The 16,435-nt window shown below is 71.6% G+C and carries 13 protein-coding genes; 12 read left to right on the plus strand and 1 reads right to left on the minus strand.

The window, feature by feature from the left end:
• From MCHT01_RS21570 to MCHT01_RS21625, 12 genes are all read left to right on the plus strand, one after another.
• Complete coding sequence (locus tag MCHT01_RS21570) at window positions 1-1,488, plus strand: hypothetical protein (protein ID WP_067068565.1); 1,488 nt, start codon at window positions 1-3, stop codon at window positions 1,486-1,488.
• Between the two features lie 142 nt (window positions 1,489-1,630).
• Entirely contained in the window at window positions 1,631-2,848 is a 1,218-nt protein-coding gene (locus MCHT01_RS21575) for a glycosyltransferase (RefSeq protein ID WP_067068705.1), read from the plus strand.
• Entirely contained in the window at window positions 2,841-4,052 is a 1,212-nt protein-coding gene (locus MCHT01_RS21580; RefSeq protein ID WP_148661656.1) for a glycosyltransferase family 2 protein, read from the plus strand. The genes MCHT01_RS21575 and MCHT01_RS21580 overlap by 8 nt, the downstream gene beginning before the upstream one ends.
• 130 nt (window positions 4,053-4,182) lie before the next feature.
• On the plus strand, window positions 4,183-5,025 hold the full coding sequence (locus tag MCHT01_RS21585; protein ID WP_067068568.1) for a WecB/TagA/CpsF family glycosyltransferase: 843 nt from the start codon (window positions 4,183-4,185) through the stop codon (window positions 5,023-5,025).
• Between the two features lie 67 nt (window positions 5,026-5,092).
• Window positions 5,093-6,229 (plus strand): polysaccharide pyruvyl transferase family protein, encoded by a 1,137-nt coding sequence (locus tag MCHT01_RS21590; protein ID WP_067068570.1) that lies wholly within the window; start codon window positions 5,093-5,095, stop codon window positions 6,227-6,229.
• Window positions 6,229-7,230 (plus strand): glycosyltransferase family 2 protein, encoded by a 1,002-nt coding sequence (locus MCHT01_RS21595; protein ID WP_067068573.1) that lies wholly within the window; start codon window positions 6,229-6,231, stop codon window positions 7,228-7,230. Before MCHT01_RS21590 ends, MCHT01_RS21595 begins: the two co-directional genes overlap by 1 nt.
• A gap of 1 nt (window position 7,231) precedes the next feature.
• Window positions 7,232-8,758, plus strand: coding sequence for a lipopolysaccharide biosynthesis protein (locus MCHT01_RS21600; protein ID WP_067068574.1), 1,527 nt, complete (start codon window positions 7,232-7,234; stop codon window positions 8,756-8,758).
• A 75-nt stretch (window positions 8,759-8,833) separates the two neighbouring features.
• Entirely contained in the window at window positions 8,834-9,394 is a 561-nt protein-coding gene (locus MCHT01_RS21605; RefSeq protein ID WP_067068577.1) for an acyltransferase, read from the plus strand.
• Window positions 9,391-10,521: an acyltransferase family protein gene (locus MCHT01_RS21610; RefSeq protein ID WP_067068579.1), complete on the plus strand. Its 1,131-nt coding sequence runs from the start codon at window positions 9,391-9,393 to the stop codon at window positions 10,519-10,521. Before MCHT01_RS21605 ends, MCHT01_RS21610 begins: the two co-directional genes overlap by 4 nt.
• Before the next feature lie 195 nt (window positions 10,522-10,716).
• On the plus strand, window positions 10,717-11,742 hold the full coding sequence (locus tag MCHT01_RS21615) for a glycosyltransferase family 2 protein (protein WP_067068582.1): 1,026 nt from the start codon (window positions 10,717-10,719) through the stop codon (window positions 11,740-11,742).
• 85 nt (window positions 11,743-11,827) lie between these two features.
• Entirely contained in the window at window positions 11,828-12,835 is a 1,008-nt protein-coding gene (locus MCHT01_RS21620; protein WP_067068583.1) for an NAD-dependent epimerase, read from the plus strand.
• Window positions 12,836-12,891: 56 nt separating this feature from the next.
• Entirely contained in the window at window positions 12,892-14,232 is a 1,341-nt protein-coding gene (locus MCHT01_RS21625; protein WP_067068586.1) for a UDP-glucose dehydrogenase family protein, read from the plus strand.
• A gap of 103 nt (window positions 14,233-14,335) precedes the next feature.
• On the opposite strand, the gene MCHT01_RS21630 is transcribed toward MCHT01_RS21625, so the two are convergent.
• Window positions 14,336-15,997 carry a hypothetical protein gene (locus MCHT01_RS21630; protein ID WP_067068589.1) on the minus strand — a complete coding sequence of 554 codons (1,662 nt, stop codon included), beginning with the start codon at window positions 15,995-15,997 and terminating at the stop codon, window positions 14,336-14,338.
• Window positions 15,998-16,435: the final 438 nt, after the last annotated feature.

Below are 16,435 nucleotides of genomic sequence, written 5' to 3' on the forward strand. Positions count from 1 at the left end.
ATGGCCTGGAATCGACGTCGCTGGTGCACGACCGCGGGACTGGGGCTGGCGGCCGGCGCGCTGCCGCCCGGGCTGCTCGCGGCCGCGAAGGACCTGTCGGACACGCCGGCCGACACGAAGGGCAAGGCCGACGGGCGCGCCGAGGCCGAGCGCGTGCGCGACCGCTTCGGATCGCCGCTGCGGCCGTTCTCGGCCCAGTCGCCCTGGAACTGCCGTCCGGTCGATCCCGTGCTGGACGACTGGCAGATCCCCAAGGCCTCCTACGTACCGGCGCTGGAGTCGGGCAAGTGGTCCACCGGCGTCTTCATCTGCGGGTCCGACGACGGCCCGATGAAGATCGTCGGCCTCCCCGGCCAGAAGGGCATCTGGGATCCGGATGCCGAGACCACCCAGCCCGAGATCGTCCTGCCGCGCTGGCCCGCGTCGGTGATCCCGGCCGAGGGCTCGGACGGCCACGCGGACATCGTCGACGCCGAGGCCGGCATCATCCATTCGCTGTTCAAGCTGTTGCGCGTCGACGACCAGTGGTGTGCCAAGCAGTACGCGTGGACGCGTCTGGACGGCCGCGGCTGGGGCGACCCGGCGCACTACTTCCAGGGCGCGCGCGCGGCCGCGGTGCCGACCATGGGCGGCCTGGTGCGCCGCCACGAAGTGGAGGAGGGCGCCGGGCCGATCCGCCACGCGCTGGCCATCTCGCTGACCTTCAACGGGCTGAGCGCGGACCCGGGCTATGTGTTCCCGGCCACCTCGGCCGACGCCGGCCTGAGCAGCAACAACGGCCGCATTCCCGAGGGTGCGCTGCTGATGCTGCCGCCGGACTTCGACACCGCCAAGGTCGACGACCCGCGGCTGCGCCGCATCGCCGAGGCGCTGAAGGTCTACGGCGGCTACGTGGTGGACCGCAACATCGGCACGCCCTTCGTGATCTACGCGGAGATCGGCAGCAACGCCAAGCTGCACACGCCCGGCGTGTGGAACAGCCGCGCCGCCAGCGACCTGGAACGCATGCGCCTGGCGCTGCGTCGCGTGAGCTCGACGCGGGGCTTCCTGGACGGCCACGGCCGGCCGGTGGATCTGCGTGCGCCGATGAACCTGCTGTCGATGCGCGGCGCGTGGCGCTCGGAGCGCGACGACGCCCAGGCCCGCTTCGAGACCTGGAAGCAGGCCGTGGTGTTGCGCGATGCCAAGGCGGGCCTGGCGGTGGTCAACACCTCGGGCCGTCACATCTCGGCGGTGAACTGGGCCCGGCCGCAGCCGGGGCAGACGATGAGGCTCACCGCGCGCACCGGCAACGGCGCGACGCTGCGCCTGCAGCTGAGCGGCGCCGAGCGCGGCGCGCCGCCGGCCTTCGACAGCGGCGATCTGGAGGACGGCAAGACCGTGAGCTTCCAGTGGCCGGAGAAATTCGCAGGCTCGCGCCTGGTGGTGCGGACGACCCGGTCCGGCGACTGCTGGGCACGCGGCGACCTGCTGGCGGACGCGGGTTGAGCCCGCGCGCCGATCTGGGGAGAAACGATTGATCACGACGAAGTTGGACGACACCACCGCCGGCGCACGGCCGCGGACCCCGACGGCGGGCCACGCCGCCGCCACGGACGAGGCGCGCGGCCGGGCCGGCGCGCGTCCGCGCGTGGGCTATCTGATCAACCACTATCCCAAGGTCAGCCACACCTTCATCCGGCGCGAGATCCTCGGCCTGGAGAAGCAGGGCTTCGACGTCTTCCGGATGGCCGTGCGCGGCTGGGACGATCCGGCGCCCGATCCCGTCGACCAGATCGAGAAGGGCAAGACCCGCTACCTGCTGAAGGACGGCATGGGCCGCCTGCTCAAGGCCAGCGTGGCGATGGCGCTGTCCTCGCCGGGCCGCTTCCTGTCGGCGCTCAAGCTCGCGCTGAAGATGAGCCGCGGCGGCGATCGCCCCTGGCCCTATCACCTGATCTACCTGGCCGAGGCCTGCGTCGCGGTGCCGATGCTGCGCGCGGCCGGCGTGAGCCACCTGCACGCGCACTTCGCGACCAACCCGGCCGAGCTGGCCGCGCTGATCGCCGAGCTGGGCGGGCCGAGCTACAGCATCATGGTCCACGGCTCGGAGGAGTTCGACCGGCCCGCGTCGCTGTACCTGGGCGAGAAGATCCATCGCGCGCGCTTCGTCACCGCGATCACCTCCTTCTGCCGCAGCCAGCTCTTCCGCTGGTGCGACCCGGCTGACTGGGACAAGATCCAGATCGTGCGCTGCGGCCTCGACCCCGAGTTCCATCAGGTCGAGGCGCCCGCGCCGCGCGGCCACCGCATGGTGGCGGTGGGCCGCATGTCCGAGCAGAAGGGCTACCTGCTGCTGATCGAGGCCGCCGCCCGCGTGGCCGCGCGGGTCCCCGACTTCGAGCTCGTGCTGGCCGGCGACGGCGAGCAGCGCGCGCTGATCGAGGCCCGCATCGCCCGCCACGGCCTGCAGCGCCAGGTGCGCATCACCGGCTGGGTGTCCAGCGCGCGGGTGCGCGAGGAGATCCTGGGCGCGCGCGCAATGGTGGTGTCCAGCTTCGCCGAGGGCCTGCCCGTGGTGATGATGGAGGCGATGGCCCTGGGCCGTCCGTGCGTCAGCAGCTGCATCGCCGGCATCCCGGAGCTGGTGACGAACGGCGAGAACGGCTGGCTGGTGCCGGCCGGCGACGCCCAGGCGCTGGCCGACGCGATGGTGGAGTGCCTGACCCTGGACGACGCCGAGCTGACGCGCGTGGGCCAGGCGGCCCGTGCCACCGCGCTGGCCCGCCACGACATCGATCACGAGGCCGCGCGCCTGGCCGAGCTGCTGCACGAGCACGTCTTCAGCAAGGAGCGCGCGCATGCCTGAGCTGCTGCAAGGACTGCCCTGGGCGCTGGTGCTGATCGGCAGCCTGCTGGTCGCGGGGCCGGCGCTGCTGGTGCTGGCCCAGGTGCTGCTCGCGCTCCTGCCCGATCGCCGGGCGTTGCCCGAGTTCCCCCGGCCGGCCCGCATCGCGGTGGTCATGCCCGCGCACAACGAGGGCCGTGGCCTGCGGCCCACGCTGATGCAGGCGCTGGCCCAGCTCGGCCCGTCGGACCGGGTGCTGGTCGTGGCCGACAACTGCAGTGACGACACGGCCGCGCAGGCGCGCGAGTTCGACGTGACCGTGGTCGAGCGCTTCCATGAGACCGAGCGAGGCAAGGGCTATGCGCTGGACTTCGGCGTGCGCGAGCTCGAGCGCCTGGCGCGCGAGACCGGCCAGTCGCCGGACGTGGTGATCATCCTGGACGCGGACTGCACCCTGGGCGCGCGCCTGCTGCCGCGCATCGCCGCGGTGGCGCACGCGACGGGGCGACCGGTGCAGGCGACCTACCTGATGTCGGCCGCCAACGAGGGCCTGAAGGCGCGCGTGGCGGAGTTCGCGATGCGCGTGAAGAACCTGGTGCGCCCGCGCGGCATGCACCAGGTGGGCCTGCCCTGCGGGCTGTACGGCACCGGCATGGCCTTCCCCTGGGACGTGGCCGTGCGCGCGCCGCTGGCCAGCGGCCATCTGGCCGAGGACATGCAGCTGGGCGTGCGCCTGGCGCAGCTGGGCGCGCCGCCGCTGCTGTGCGAGGACGCGCGGGTGACCAGCGTCTTCGCCAACAGCAGCGAGGGCGAGGCCAGCCAGCGCACCCGCTGGGAACACGGCCACCTGGCGATGCTGGTGGGCGAGGGCCCCAAGCTGCTGTGGCAATCGATGCGACCGCGCCGTGGCGCGCAGCTGCTGCAGGTGATGGACATGCTGGTGCCACCGCTGGCGCTGCTGGCGATGCTGCTGGTGGGCTGGACGCTGGTGCAGCTGGCGCTGGCGCTGCTGCTGGGCTGGTGGGCGCCGCTGGCCGTGGCGCTGGCCGGCCTGGTCGGCCTGGCGCTGGCCATCGTGCTGGCGCAGCGGCGCTGGGCCGCCGACCTCCTGACCCTGGGCGAGCTGGTGCGCGCTCCGCTGATCCTGCTGGCCAAGATCCCGCTCTACCTGCGCTTCGTGGTGAAGCGCCAGGTCGACTGGGTCCGCACCAAGCGCGACGTCTGAGCGGCCGCGGCGCGGCCGCCCGACCCGACTTCCATCGACCCGACCCGACCTCGACCTCGACCGACCCGACCTCAATCGACCTCAATCGACCTCGACCGACCTCGACCGACTTCGAACCCACGCCCGACCCATGTCCGACACCACGACCTCGATTCCCGTGACGCCCGACGTCGGCGCGCCGACCGCCGCCGCGGCGGGCGCCGTGCTGCCCACCATCCGCGTGGACGGACTGCCCTTCGTGGCGAGCACCGTCCCCGCCCTGAGCGCGCACATCGTGGCCGAGGCCGGGGCCGGTCGTGGCGGCTGGGTGGTCACGCCCAACATCGACATCCTGCGCCGCTGGCGCGTGGAGCCCGCCTTCCGCGCGCTGGTGACCGACGCCACCGTCTTCACCGCCGACGGCCGCCCCATCGTCTGGGCCAGCCAGCTGCAGGGCACGCCGCTGCCGGGGCGCCTGACGGGCTCCGACCTGTTCGTCGAGCTGATGGGCGCGGCCGAGCGCGCCGGCCTGCGCATCGCGCTGATCGGCGGGAACGAGGGCGCGGCCGAGGCCGCCGCCGCGCGCCTGGTGCCCCGCGCCGTGGCCGCCGGCCAGGTGCGCTGCCTGTGCCCGCCCTTCGGCTTCGAGCAGATGCCGGCCGAGGTCGCCCGGCTGGACGCGCTGCTCACCGACTGGCAGCCGCAGATCGTCTTCATCGGCCTGGGCTCGCCCAAGCAGGAGAAGCTCGCCGCCCAGCTGCGGCCGCTGGCGCCGCGGGCCTGGTACCTGGGCGTGGGCGTGAGCTTCAGCTTCGTCGCCGGCGACGTGAAGCGCGCGCCCGGCTGGATGCAGCGCGGCGGCCTGGAGTGGCTGCACCGCGTCGTGCAGGAGCCGCGCCGCCTCGCGCGCCGCTACCTGGTGGACGGCATCCCCTTCGCGGCCGGGCTGCTGTGGCGAGCGGCCACGCGGCGTGGCGGCGGACCCGCGACCTGAGCCCGACCATCCCCGGCAAGACCTGCCCCCAGACCGTCCCGACCCCGCACCTTCCTCCGGATCCCGCATGACCGATTTCCTGTTCAACGGCTACTACGGCTACCGCAACACCGGCGACGACGTCTTCTGCGTCGTCGCCGACTGGGGCAGCCGCAAGTACTGGGGCGCGCGCGACCTGGCCTTCGTCGCCTCGGAGCTGCCGGTGCTGGGCCATCCGGCCCAGGCCATCATCCCGGCCGAGCGCCGCTATCCCGGGCAGCAGACGCTGTCGCGCACCCTGAGCGGCCTCGGCGCGCGGCACATGGTGTATTTCGGCGGCTCGACGCTGCATTCCCCGCAGGAGCTGTGGGTCAACCTGCTGCGCCAGTCGCTGGTGCAGAAGGTGGGGCGCAAGTCCATCGCCGCGGCCGGCGTGTCGGTCGGCCCCTTCAAGTCCGCCGAGGGCGAGCGCGAGATCCGCAAGCTGATCTCGGAGATGAGCTACATCGCCGTGCGCGACCGGGCCTCCTTCGAGATCGTGAAGGGCATGGGCGTGGAGACCCCCGTGATCCAGGCCTTCGACCCGGCGCTGCTGATGCTGGACGTGATGGCCGACAGTCCGGCGCCCGTGCTGCCGGAGCGCGCCGCCGGCCGACCCGTGATCGGCATCAGCGTGTGCAACGTCGAGCGCTACTACGCCAACGGCGACCTGGAGAAGGAGAAGCGCCGCGTGGCCTCGGTGAAGGCGACGGCGCAGGCGCTGGCGCAGGAAGGCTTCGCGCTGCGCTTCTTCGTGTTCAACGGCCATCCGGCCTCGGGCGACGATGCGGTGACCGACGAGGTGATCGCCTCGCTGGACGGCTATCCGCATGTGGAGCGCCTGCCCTACGACAGCGATTCCCGGCGGGTCCACGCGGAGCTCGCGCGCTGCGACGCCATCTTCGGCGTGCGCCTGCACGCCTGCATCCTGGCCTACACGGCCGGCGTGCCCTTCATCCTGGTCGAGTACCACCGCAAGTGCGGCGACTTCCTCGACGAGATCGGCTACGCGCCCGAGTACCGCGCCGGCGACGCCACCGTCGATCCGCTGGAGACGGCCCGCCGCGTGGCCAAGCTCGCGATCGACGGCCGCCGCATGAGGCTGTGGACGCGGCCGGTGAAGGACTCCTGCGAGGTGTCCCGGCTGAACTTCACCGCCGCGCCCTACTGCGAGGGCCGCCGCTGATGTCCGCGCCCGTGCCCCGCTTCTCGGTCGTCATCCCGCTCTACAACAAGGAGGGCCAGATCGGCCGGGCCCTCGCGTCGGTCCTGGGCCAGACGCTGCAGGACTTCGAGGTCGTCGTGATCGACGACGGCTCCAAGGACAACGGTCCCGACGTCGTCGCCGGCATCGCCGCCGCCGATCCGCGCGTGCGGCTCTACGGCCAGGCCAATGGCGGCGTGTCCGTGGCCCGCAACCGTGGCGTCGAGCTGGCGCGCGCCGACGTGGTCGCCTTCCTGGACGGCGACGACGCCTGGTACCCCGACCACCTGGAGCGCCTGTCGCAGTTGCGCGAGGCCTGGCCCGCCGCCGTGGCCTGGGCGATGAACTACCACGTGGTCGACCTGGCCGGCCGGCTCACGCCCGGCGTGACCCAGGTCCGCGAGCCGCGCCTGCTGCTGACGCCGGAGAACTTCTTCCGCATCGCGCGCGACGGCACGCCGGTGTTCTCCTCGGCGGTGGCCGTGGACCGCGAGGCGCTGCGGCGCGTGGGCGGCTTCCCCGCCGGCGTGCGCCTGGGCGAGGACCTGGACACCTGGATCCGGCTGCTGTTCTCGGGACCGATCGCCTTCGACGCGCGGCCCGGCGCCTACTACCACGCCGACGGCGACGAGCGCGCGCTGACGCGTCACGCGCCGCCGGCCCGCTACGTCTTCTTCGACACCGACGAGGCCTGGATGCGCGCGCACCCGGAGGCGACGCAGGTGGCGCGCGACATGGAGGAGTTCCACAACTTCTTCCGCATCGCCCATGCGCATCACCAGATCAAGTGGGGCGACAAGGCGGCCGGGCGCGCGGTGCTCGCCGACTGCCGCACCGAGGCCTTCGCCGCCGAACGCGATCGCCTGCTGCGCGCCAGCCGCCTGCCACAGACGCTGTACCGGCTGATGTCCCGCGTGAGCGCGGTGCTGAAGCGGCGCGCCGAGGCGCCCGCCGCGCCGGCGGCCGCGGGATCGCGAGGCTGACGTGGCGCAAGGCAAGCTGGGGGCCAACCTGGTCAGCAACGTCGCGTTCTTCGGGCTGAACATCGTCGTCTCGCTGTGGCTGGTGTCCTACCTCGTGCGCCAACTGGGCGTGGCCGCCTACGGCCTGGTGCCGCTGGCGGTCACGGTGGCGGGCTACTTCAACGTCATCACGGCGGGCCTGAACGCGGCGGTGGGCCGGCACCTGACCGTCGCCATGAGCAGCGGCGATCAGGCGCGCGCCAACAGCATCTTCAATTCCTCGCTGTGGGCCAGCGTGCTGGTCGGGCTGCTGATGTGCGTGCTGGGCCTGCCGCTGCTGACCCACATCGCCGAGTGGATCACCGTGCCCGCGGGCCTGGAGGCGGACGCCGGCTGGCTGTTCTTCCTCACCGTCGGCGGGCTGGCGGTCACCACGCTGGGCACGCCTTTCCAGTCGGTGGTCTACAGCCGCAACCGCTTCGACCTGCAGAACCTGGGCAACATCCTGGGCCTGGTCGCGCGCGTGGTGGCGGTGCTGGTGCTCTTTCACCTGACCGCGCCGCGGCTGTGGCACGTCGGCGCCAGCGTGCTGGGCGCGGCGCTGGCCACGATCGCGGTGGTGATGGTGGCCGCGCGCCGGCTGGCACCGGCGCTCAAGCCGCGCGTGGACGGTTTCTCCTGGGGCATGGTGCGCGAGATCGGCGGCACCGGCGGCTGGGTCTTCATCAGCCAGATCGGCACGCTGCTGCTGATCAACATCGACCTGCTGGTGGCCAACAAGATCGTCGGTCCGGCCGCGGGCGGCCAGTACGCGCTGGTGCTGCAGTGGTCCATGCTGCTGCGCAACTTCGCGCTGGTGGTGTCGGGCGTCTTCGGCCCGACGATCCTGACGCTGCACGCCCAAGGGCGCATCGACGAGATGATCGACTACGCCCGCGCCTCGGTGCGGCACCTGGGCCTGGTGATGGCCATCCCCATCGGCATCGTCTGCGGCTTTTCCGAGGCGATCCTGCGCGTCTGGCTGGGCCCGGACTTCGCGCCGCTGTCGCTGGTGATGATCCTGGCGACCGCGCACCTGACGCTCAACCTGGCCTATCTGCCGCTGCACAACATCAGCCTGGCGACCAACCACGTGAAGATTCCCGGCATCACGCAGGTGCTGGCCGGCGTGGTGAACCTGGCGCTGGCGATCTGGATGGCCAAGGCCTGGGGCCTGTACGGCATCGCCATCGCGGGCGGCCTGGTGCTGCTGCTGCGCAACCTGATCTTCACGCCGCTGTACGCGGCCCACATCCTGGCGCGTCCCTGGTGGACCTTCGCCCGCGAGGTGCTCCCCATCCTGGGCATGGCGGCGGCGGTCTTCGCGGCGGCGCTGGCGGTGTCCCACCTGGCGCATCCGCATGCCTGGCTGACACTGGGCCTGTCGGCCTGCGGCGTGGGCGCCTTCGGGCTGGCGCTGCTGTGGGCGGTGTTCCTGCGCCCCGAGCATCGCGCGGCGGTGCTCGGCAAGCTGCGGGCGAAGCTCAAGCGGGGCGGGGCGCCGGCCTGAGCGGGCGCATCCGGCGATGACAGGCGTCCACGCGGCCCCTGACCGACGACAACGACACGAAGAGGGAATCACGACATGGGCAGGCTCTCGAGCATCCTGCGGCGGCTGACGGGCCGGCCCGCGGCGACGGTCACCTTCAAGGCGCAAGGCCAGGGCTGCGGCATCGCCGGCCGCAACGACTTCGTCTTCCCCGAGCGCATCACGCTGGGCGACCACGTGCACATCGAGGGCGGCGGCTACTTCAACGGCCAGGGCGGCCTGACCATCGGCGATCACGTGATCTTCGCGCCCGGCGTGGCGGTGATGACGTCCATGCATCGCCACCGGGACGCGACCATGGTTCCCTACGACGAGGTCGACCTGCTGCGCCCCGTCACCATCGAACGCTTCGTCTGGGTGGGCATGCGCGCCATGATCCTGCCCGGCGTGACGCTGCGCGAGGGCACCATCGTCGGCGCCGGCGCCGTGGTGACCAAGTCCCATCCGCCCGGGGCGATCCTGGGCGGCAACCCGGCGGTGCAGATCGGCACGCGCGACATGGACGCCTTCCGGACCCTGGTCGAGCAGGGCCGCCATTACCTGAAGCTCAAGCAGGAGCAGGGCCTTCGCAAGCGCGAAGTGCTCGACCGACGATGACGCCCGCGCCCGGCCCGTCCGCCGTCGCTTCGGCCCCCTCGGCCATCGGCCTCGGGACCGCGGCGCGGTCCGGCTGGATCGACGTCGCCAAGGGGCTGGGCATCCTGCTGGTGGTCTACGGCCATGTGGCGCGCGGGCTCGCCAACAGCGGCATCGCCATCGATCCCGGGTGGTTCGCGACGCTGGACGCGCTCATCTATGCGTTCCACATGCCGCTGTTCTTCCTGCTGTCGGGCTGGTTCTTTCCGAGCTCGCTGGCGCGACGCGGTCCGCGCGACTACCTCGCGACCCGCGTGGCGACCGTGCTCTGGCCCTATGTGCTGTGGTCGCTGCTGCAGGGCGGCATCGAACTCGCGATGTCCCGCTGGACCCGCCATCCCCTCGCGGCGGGCGAGGTGCTCGCCCTGGCCTGGGCGCCGCGGGCGCAGTTCTGGTTCCTGCACGCGCTCTTCCTGATCAGCCTGATCGCCCTGGCGCTGTGCGCGCGCCGGCCGCGCGCCGGGGTGCCGGCCCTGCTCGCCATCGGCCTGGTGACTCACTTCCTTCAGCAGGGGGCATGGCCCACCGCGCTGTCCACGGTCGCCTCGATGCTGGTGTATTTCGCCGCGGGTGCCTGGCTGGGCGCGCGCGGATGGGGCGACGGCGTGCTGCGCCGCCTGGCGCTGGCCGGCGTGCTGGGCGGCGCCGTCGCGCTGGGGCTGGTCCTGACGCTGGCGCCGTCGCCCCCGGGGGACTGGGTGCGGCTCAGCGGTCTGATCGCCGCGGGGCTGGGCATCGCCGCGACCTGCGGCCTGGCGCTCGTGATCGCCGCGCGGCCGGGCGGACTGGCCCGCGGACTGGCGTCCCTGGGCCGGGCGTCGATGGCCATCTTCCTGGCCCACATCCTGGTCGCCAGCGGGGTCCGCATCCTGCTGGCCAAAGGGCTGCACCTGGGCAGCCCCAGCCTCCACCTGCTGCTGGGCGTGGTCGCCGGCACGCTGCTGCCCTGGTGGCTCTGGCAGCGGGTGCAGGGACGCGCCGGGATGGTGTTGTTCGAGCTCCCGCCCGCCTGGCGGCGGCGGCTCGCGGGGGAGAGGGCCGGCCTTCATGGCAGGCCGATGTCGGCGCCCCGGCCGTTTGACCGCTGAGCGCGGGACAGGCGACGCGCCCTTCGGGGACACGGGGGCCGTGACGCGGCCCCGACCGATTCCTACCATCCTGGTGCGTCGAGCGCCCGCTTCGGCACCAGGGCAGGGAATTCCGCACCGCTTGGGGTCGCGACGGGGACCGGCGCCTTCGTCCGGACCTCCGGGATCCGGCCATCGCCCCTGCCGGAAACGTCCATGCCGCCGCCCGCCCCACCGCGCCTGTCCGTCGTCATTCCGCTCTACAACAAGGCCGGGCAGATCGCCCGGACGCTGGACGCGGTGCTCGCGCAGACCGTGCGGGACATCGAGGTGGTGGTGGTCGACGACGGCTCGACCGACGACGGCGCGGCCATCGTGGCCGCTCATGCCGATCCCCGCCTGCGCCTGGAGCGCCAGCCCAACGCCGGTGTGTCCGCCGCCCGCAATCGGGGCGTGGCGCTGGCCGCCTGCCCCGTGGTGGCCTTCGTGGATGCCGACGACACCTGGCTGCCCGACCACCTGGAACGCCTGTGGCGCCTGCGCTTGGCCTTCCCCGACGCGGTCGGCTGGGCCGCGAACTACGAGATCGTCGGCCGCGACGGCGGCCGCAGCCCCGGCGTACGGCCCGACAGCGGCCCGCCCGTCGTGCTCACGCCGCGGAACTTCTTCCGCATCGCCTTGCAGGGGTCTCCCGTCTGCTCGTCGGGGGTGATGGTGGACAAGGCGGCGCTGCTGCGGGTGGGCGGATTCCCGGTGGGCGTGCGGCTGGGCGAGGACCTGGACACGTGGATCCGGCTGCTGTTCATCGGGGCCATCGCCTTCGACCCCCGTCCCGGCGCGCGCTACCACGCCGATGGCGATGACCGCGCGCTGGTGCGTCTGGCGCCGCCCGCCCGTTACCCCTTCTTCGACACTGGGGAGGCCTGGCGCCTGGCCCATCCGGAGGACGTCGAGGTCGGCACGGACATCGAGGAATTCCTCAACTTCTTCCGCGTCGCCCACGCCCACCACCAGATCAAGTGGGGGGACCGGGCGGCCGGCCGGGCGGTGTTGCGGGCCATGGACACCCGGGCCTTCGCGGCCGAGCGCCGGCGCCTGCTGCGCCTGAGCCTGCTCCCGCAATGGGCCTACCAGGGCCTGGGCCGGCTGCGCCTGGCCCTGCGTCGGCCGGAGCCGCCGCCGGCCGCCTTGCCCCGGCCGGCCGAGACGAAGTTCTCGCCCCGGCGGGCCGGTCACCCCTGACTGAGCGGGGGGGCGCACTCGGCATCGTCATGCGACTGGGTGAGAATCGGCGCCGTTTCTCAACGCCTCACCCCCGGGAGCAGGATTGAAAGTACTCGTCACCGGCGCCGCCGGCTTCATCGGCATGCACGTGAGCCAGATCCTGCTGGCCCGCGGAGACCAGGTCGTCGGCCTGGACAACCTGAACGACTACTACGACCCGCGGCTCAAGCACGACCGCCTGGCGCGTCTGCAGGGCAAGCCCGGCTTCGAGTTCGTCCACATGGACGTGGCCGACCGCCAGGGCATCGCCGACCTGTTCGCCAAGCACCGCTTCGACCGCGTGGTCCACCTGGCGGCGCAGGCCGGGGTGCGCTACTCGCTGGTGAACCCGCATGCCTACATCGACGCCAACATCGTCGGCTTCACCAACATCCTGGAAGGATGCCGCCACACCGAGGTGCGGCACCTGGCCTACGCGTCCAGCTCCAGCGTCTACGGCGGCAACACGCGGATGCCCTTCAGCGAGCATCACGGCGTGGACCACCCGGTCAGCCTGTACGCCGCGACCAAGAAGGCCAATGAGCTGATGGCCCATACCTACAGCCATCTGTTCAACCTGCCGACCACGGGCCTGCGCTTCTTCACCGTCTACGGCCCCTGGGGCCGGCCGGACATGGCGCTGTTCCTGTTTACCAAGGCCATCCTCGCGAACGAGCCGATCAAGGTGTTCAACCACGGCAAGATGATCCGCGACTTCACCTACATCGACGACATCGCCGAAGGCGTCGTGCGGGTGCTGGACCGGACCGCCACCGCCGATCCCGGCTACGACCCGGTGACGGCCGATCCGGCGCGCTCCAACGCGCCGTACCGCGTCTTCAACATCGGCAACCACGACCCGATCCCGCTGATGGACTTCATCGGCGCGATCGAGCAGGCCGTGGGCCGCGAGGCGATCAAGGAGTTCCTGCCGCTGCAGGACGGCGACGTCCCGGCCACGCATGCCGACGTCGAGGAGCTGGCCGCCTGGACCGGCTTCCGCCCGGCGATGCCGGTGCCCGAGGGCATCCGTCGCTTCGTCGCCTGGTACCGCGAGTACTACCAGCAATGAGATCTTCGCGACGTCGCGACGCGGCGCCGCCTCACGCATCAACCGGGAGTTTTTGAATGAAAGTCACGACGATCGGCACCGGCTACGTGGGCCTGGTCACCGGCGCCTGCCTGGCCGAGATGGGCAATCACGTGGTCTGCCTGGACGTGAACGCCGACAAGATCCGCGTCCTCAACGAGGGCGGCATCCCCATCCACGAGCCGGGCCTGGACGCCGTGGTCAAGCGCAACGTCGAGGCCGGCCGCCTGCAGTTCACCACCGACGTGGACAAGGCGGTGAACCACGGCACCATCCTGTTCATCGCCGTGGGCACGCCCCCGGGCGAGGACGGCTCGGCCGACCTGCAGTACGTGCTGGCCGCCGCCCGCTCCATCGGCGAGCGCATGACCGACTACAAGGTCATCGTCGACAAGAGCACGGTCCCGGTGGGCACGGCCGACAAGGTCCGCGCCACCATCGCCGACGCGCTGGCCAAGCGCGGCTCGGACGCGCATTTCGCCGTGGTCTCCAACCCCGAGTTCCTGAAGGAAGGCGCGGCGATCGAGGACTTCATGAAGCCCGACCGCATCGTCGTGGGCTCGGACGACGAGCAGGCCACGCTGATGATGCGCGCCCTGTACGCCCCCTTCACCCGCAGCCACGACCGGCTGTTCGTGATGGACGTGCGCAGCGCCGAGTTCACCAAGTACGCCGCCAACGCCATGCTGGCCACCCGCATCAGCTTCATGAACGAGCTGGCGCTGCTGGCCGAGAAGGTCGGCGCCGACATCGAGCTGGTGCGCCGCGGCATCGGCTCGGACCCGCGCATCGGCTACCAGTTCCTGTACGCGGGCGCCGGCTACGGCGGTTCCTGCTTCCCCAAGGACGTCAAGGCGCTGGTGCGCACCGGCACCGAGCATGGCCAGTCCCTGTTCGTGCTGAACGCCGTCGAGGAGGCCAACGAGCGCCAGAAGCGCGTGCTGGTCGACAAGGTGGTGGCGCGCTTCGGCGAGGACCTGGCCGGCAAGCGCTTCGCGCTGTGGGGCCTGGCCTTCAAGCCCAACACCGACGACATGCGCGAGGCGCCGTCGCTGGTGATCATCGAGGAGCTGGTCAGGCGCGGCGCCGCGATCGCGGCCTATGACCCGGTGGCGATGAGCGAGGCCTCGCGCCTGCTGGCGCAGACGCCGGGCGTGAGCTTCTGCGAGCGCGCCGAGCATGCGCTGGCCGACTCCGACGCGCTGATCATCGTGACCGAGTGGAAGGAGTTCCGCACGCCGGACTTCGACCGCATCAAGGACGAGCTCAAGCAGCCAGTGATCTTCGACGGCCGCAACCTGTACGAGCCGGCGCTGATGAAGACGCTGGGCATCGAGCACCACGCCATCGGCCGAGGCCACGCCCCGCAGGGCGTCTGACCCGGCCGCGCGCGATCCCTCGCGCCCCGTGCCTGCGAAAAGACCGCGCCGAGGCGCGGTCTTTCCATTTGGAGCGAGCCGAGGGCCTCGCCCGCGATCGCGATCAGGACGCGCAGGCCGCGATCGACGACACGCCCACCGGCGCGGCCTCGACGCGCACCAGCGTCGGCTGGAGCGTGGACTCGACGTTGCCCGTGCCGCTGCGGGCCCAGGTCGTGACCTTGAAGCTCGCGGCGGCCGGCCAGGCGAAGGTCGCGGTGTCGCCGTCGGCCAGGTAGCCGCTGTCGTACAGGACCGCGCCGCTGGCCTTGTCCGCGATGGTCATGCGGAAGGTCGCGCCGCCGGTGCCGGCCACCGTCAGGCGGTAGCTGTCGGCCGCCGTCGGCATCGCCCAGCTCACCCCGGCGACCGCGCGGCCGGTGGCGTTGGCCTGCTCGATCAGCGTGGTGGTTGCCGGGAAGACCAGCGCCTGGCGCCAGGTGTCGAAGACGCCGCTCACCGTGCCCTTGGTGCGATACCAGGCGCCGCGCATCGACAGCAGGTTCAGCGCCGTGTCCGTCACGTAGCCGGAGGTCTGGCCGTTGCCGTCCACCCAGGCGGCCGCGCTCTCCAGCGGTCGCAGGGCGGCCCGGATCAGGTTCAGGTCGTTGGCGGTGGCGTTGCTCCAGCCGTTCTTGTGCAGCTTGAAGTCGGCCCCGTTCTCCACGTAGATGACGTAGGGCGTGCCGGTGTTGCGATCCACCACATAGGCGCCGTAGGCCTTGAGCGTCTCGGCCACCTTGCGCAGCTCCGGCGTGGCCAGGGCCTGCGCGTCGAAGCTGGCCGGCAACATCATCAGCGCGCCCATCGGGATCTGGCCGGTGTTGGTCGTGGCGGCGTTGCTGTCGGCCGACGTGGCCGGGAAGCGGTAGGTCGGGCTGGCGCTCAGGCCGGTCATGTCCATGGACATGGCCAGCGCATGGCGGTACATCGTGTCGCCGTCATTGGCCTCGGCGATGCGGATCAAGCCGCCCAGCGTGGACACGCCCGCGGCGCGCGCGCCCTGGTAGTAGTGCGAGGGATCGCCCATGCCGCGGCCGGCCAGTGGCGTCCAGGCGTACTGGTTCGCCACCCACGCGCCGTTGACCTGCTTCAGGCCCCAGAACGAATGGACGATGCCGGTGGTGGTGTCCACCACCTCGGCGTGGCCGTCGCTGCCGGTGGCCGGCGTCGTGGCGGCGGGCCAGTGCGGGATGGTGATGCTGGCGCGGTAGGTCTCGCTGTCCGGATCCCACAGGCCGGAACTCGAGGTGCCGCCCACGACCATGGGCGCGTCGTCCGCCGTGGCCTTGAAGGCCGCGCTGGACCAGGCGCCGCTGGCCACCGACGGGTAGTAGGTGGAGGCCGGCACGGTCGCACTGCCCAGCACGGGGGCGACGGGGCGGCTGTTCCAGGGGGATTCCGGCGCGAAAGGCCGGTCGAAGCTGCCGAAGACGCCCATCTGGCAGCTCGCGGCGGCGACTTGCAGCGAGGCCGTGCCGGTGGCGACCGGCGCGCTCGTGGTGAGCGCGGGCACGCTGGCGGTGGCCGTGGTGCTGGCGGTGCTCACCGCCGGGGAGGCGGTGCTCGCGGCCGTGGCCGAGGCGTCGGCGGTCGTGGAGGCGGCCTCCACCGCCGTCGCGCCGCCGGTGCCGCCACCGCCGCAACCGGCCAGGATGACACTGGCGGCGAGGGTCGTGAGGGTGAGCGACGCGGAAACGGAGAATCGTGAGGAAATACCCAGCATGATGATCTCGAAAATATGGGGACGTTGACGACTAAATGCCCGCAATCTCTTCTTGTCATGCGCCATGGATATCGGAGATTCCATGGGCGGGTGCTTGTTGTTACTGAATGTGGCATCCACCAGGGGAATCCGGCGGCGGCGTCTGCCCAGGCAGTCATCGCCGCGGATGGATTCAGTATGGAGGTCGGCTGGTGGTGATTTCCAGAGGAGCGGCGCGGCCGCGTGGCGCATTCCGGGAATATTCGGCGCCCGAATTGGTGTACGGTTTGACACATCCGGACGGGTTCGGAATAACCTGAAGAATGTCTCGGACCGACGATGAATTGCAGCCCGTTACATACTCCGGCGGGCGTGCGAGATACTCATGAAATGTTCGATATGTGAAGCGCGGTGATACTGCACGCACGGCGCGCGCCCAGGTCGGGATGGATATCCCGG

The organism is Mitsuaria chitosanitabida ATCC BAA-476 = NBRC 102408, from assembly GCF_001598255.1.
Taxonomy (GTDB): Bacteria; Pseudomonadota; Gammaproteobacteria; order Burkholderiales; family Burkholderiaceae_C; genus Roseateles; species Roseateles chitosanitabidus.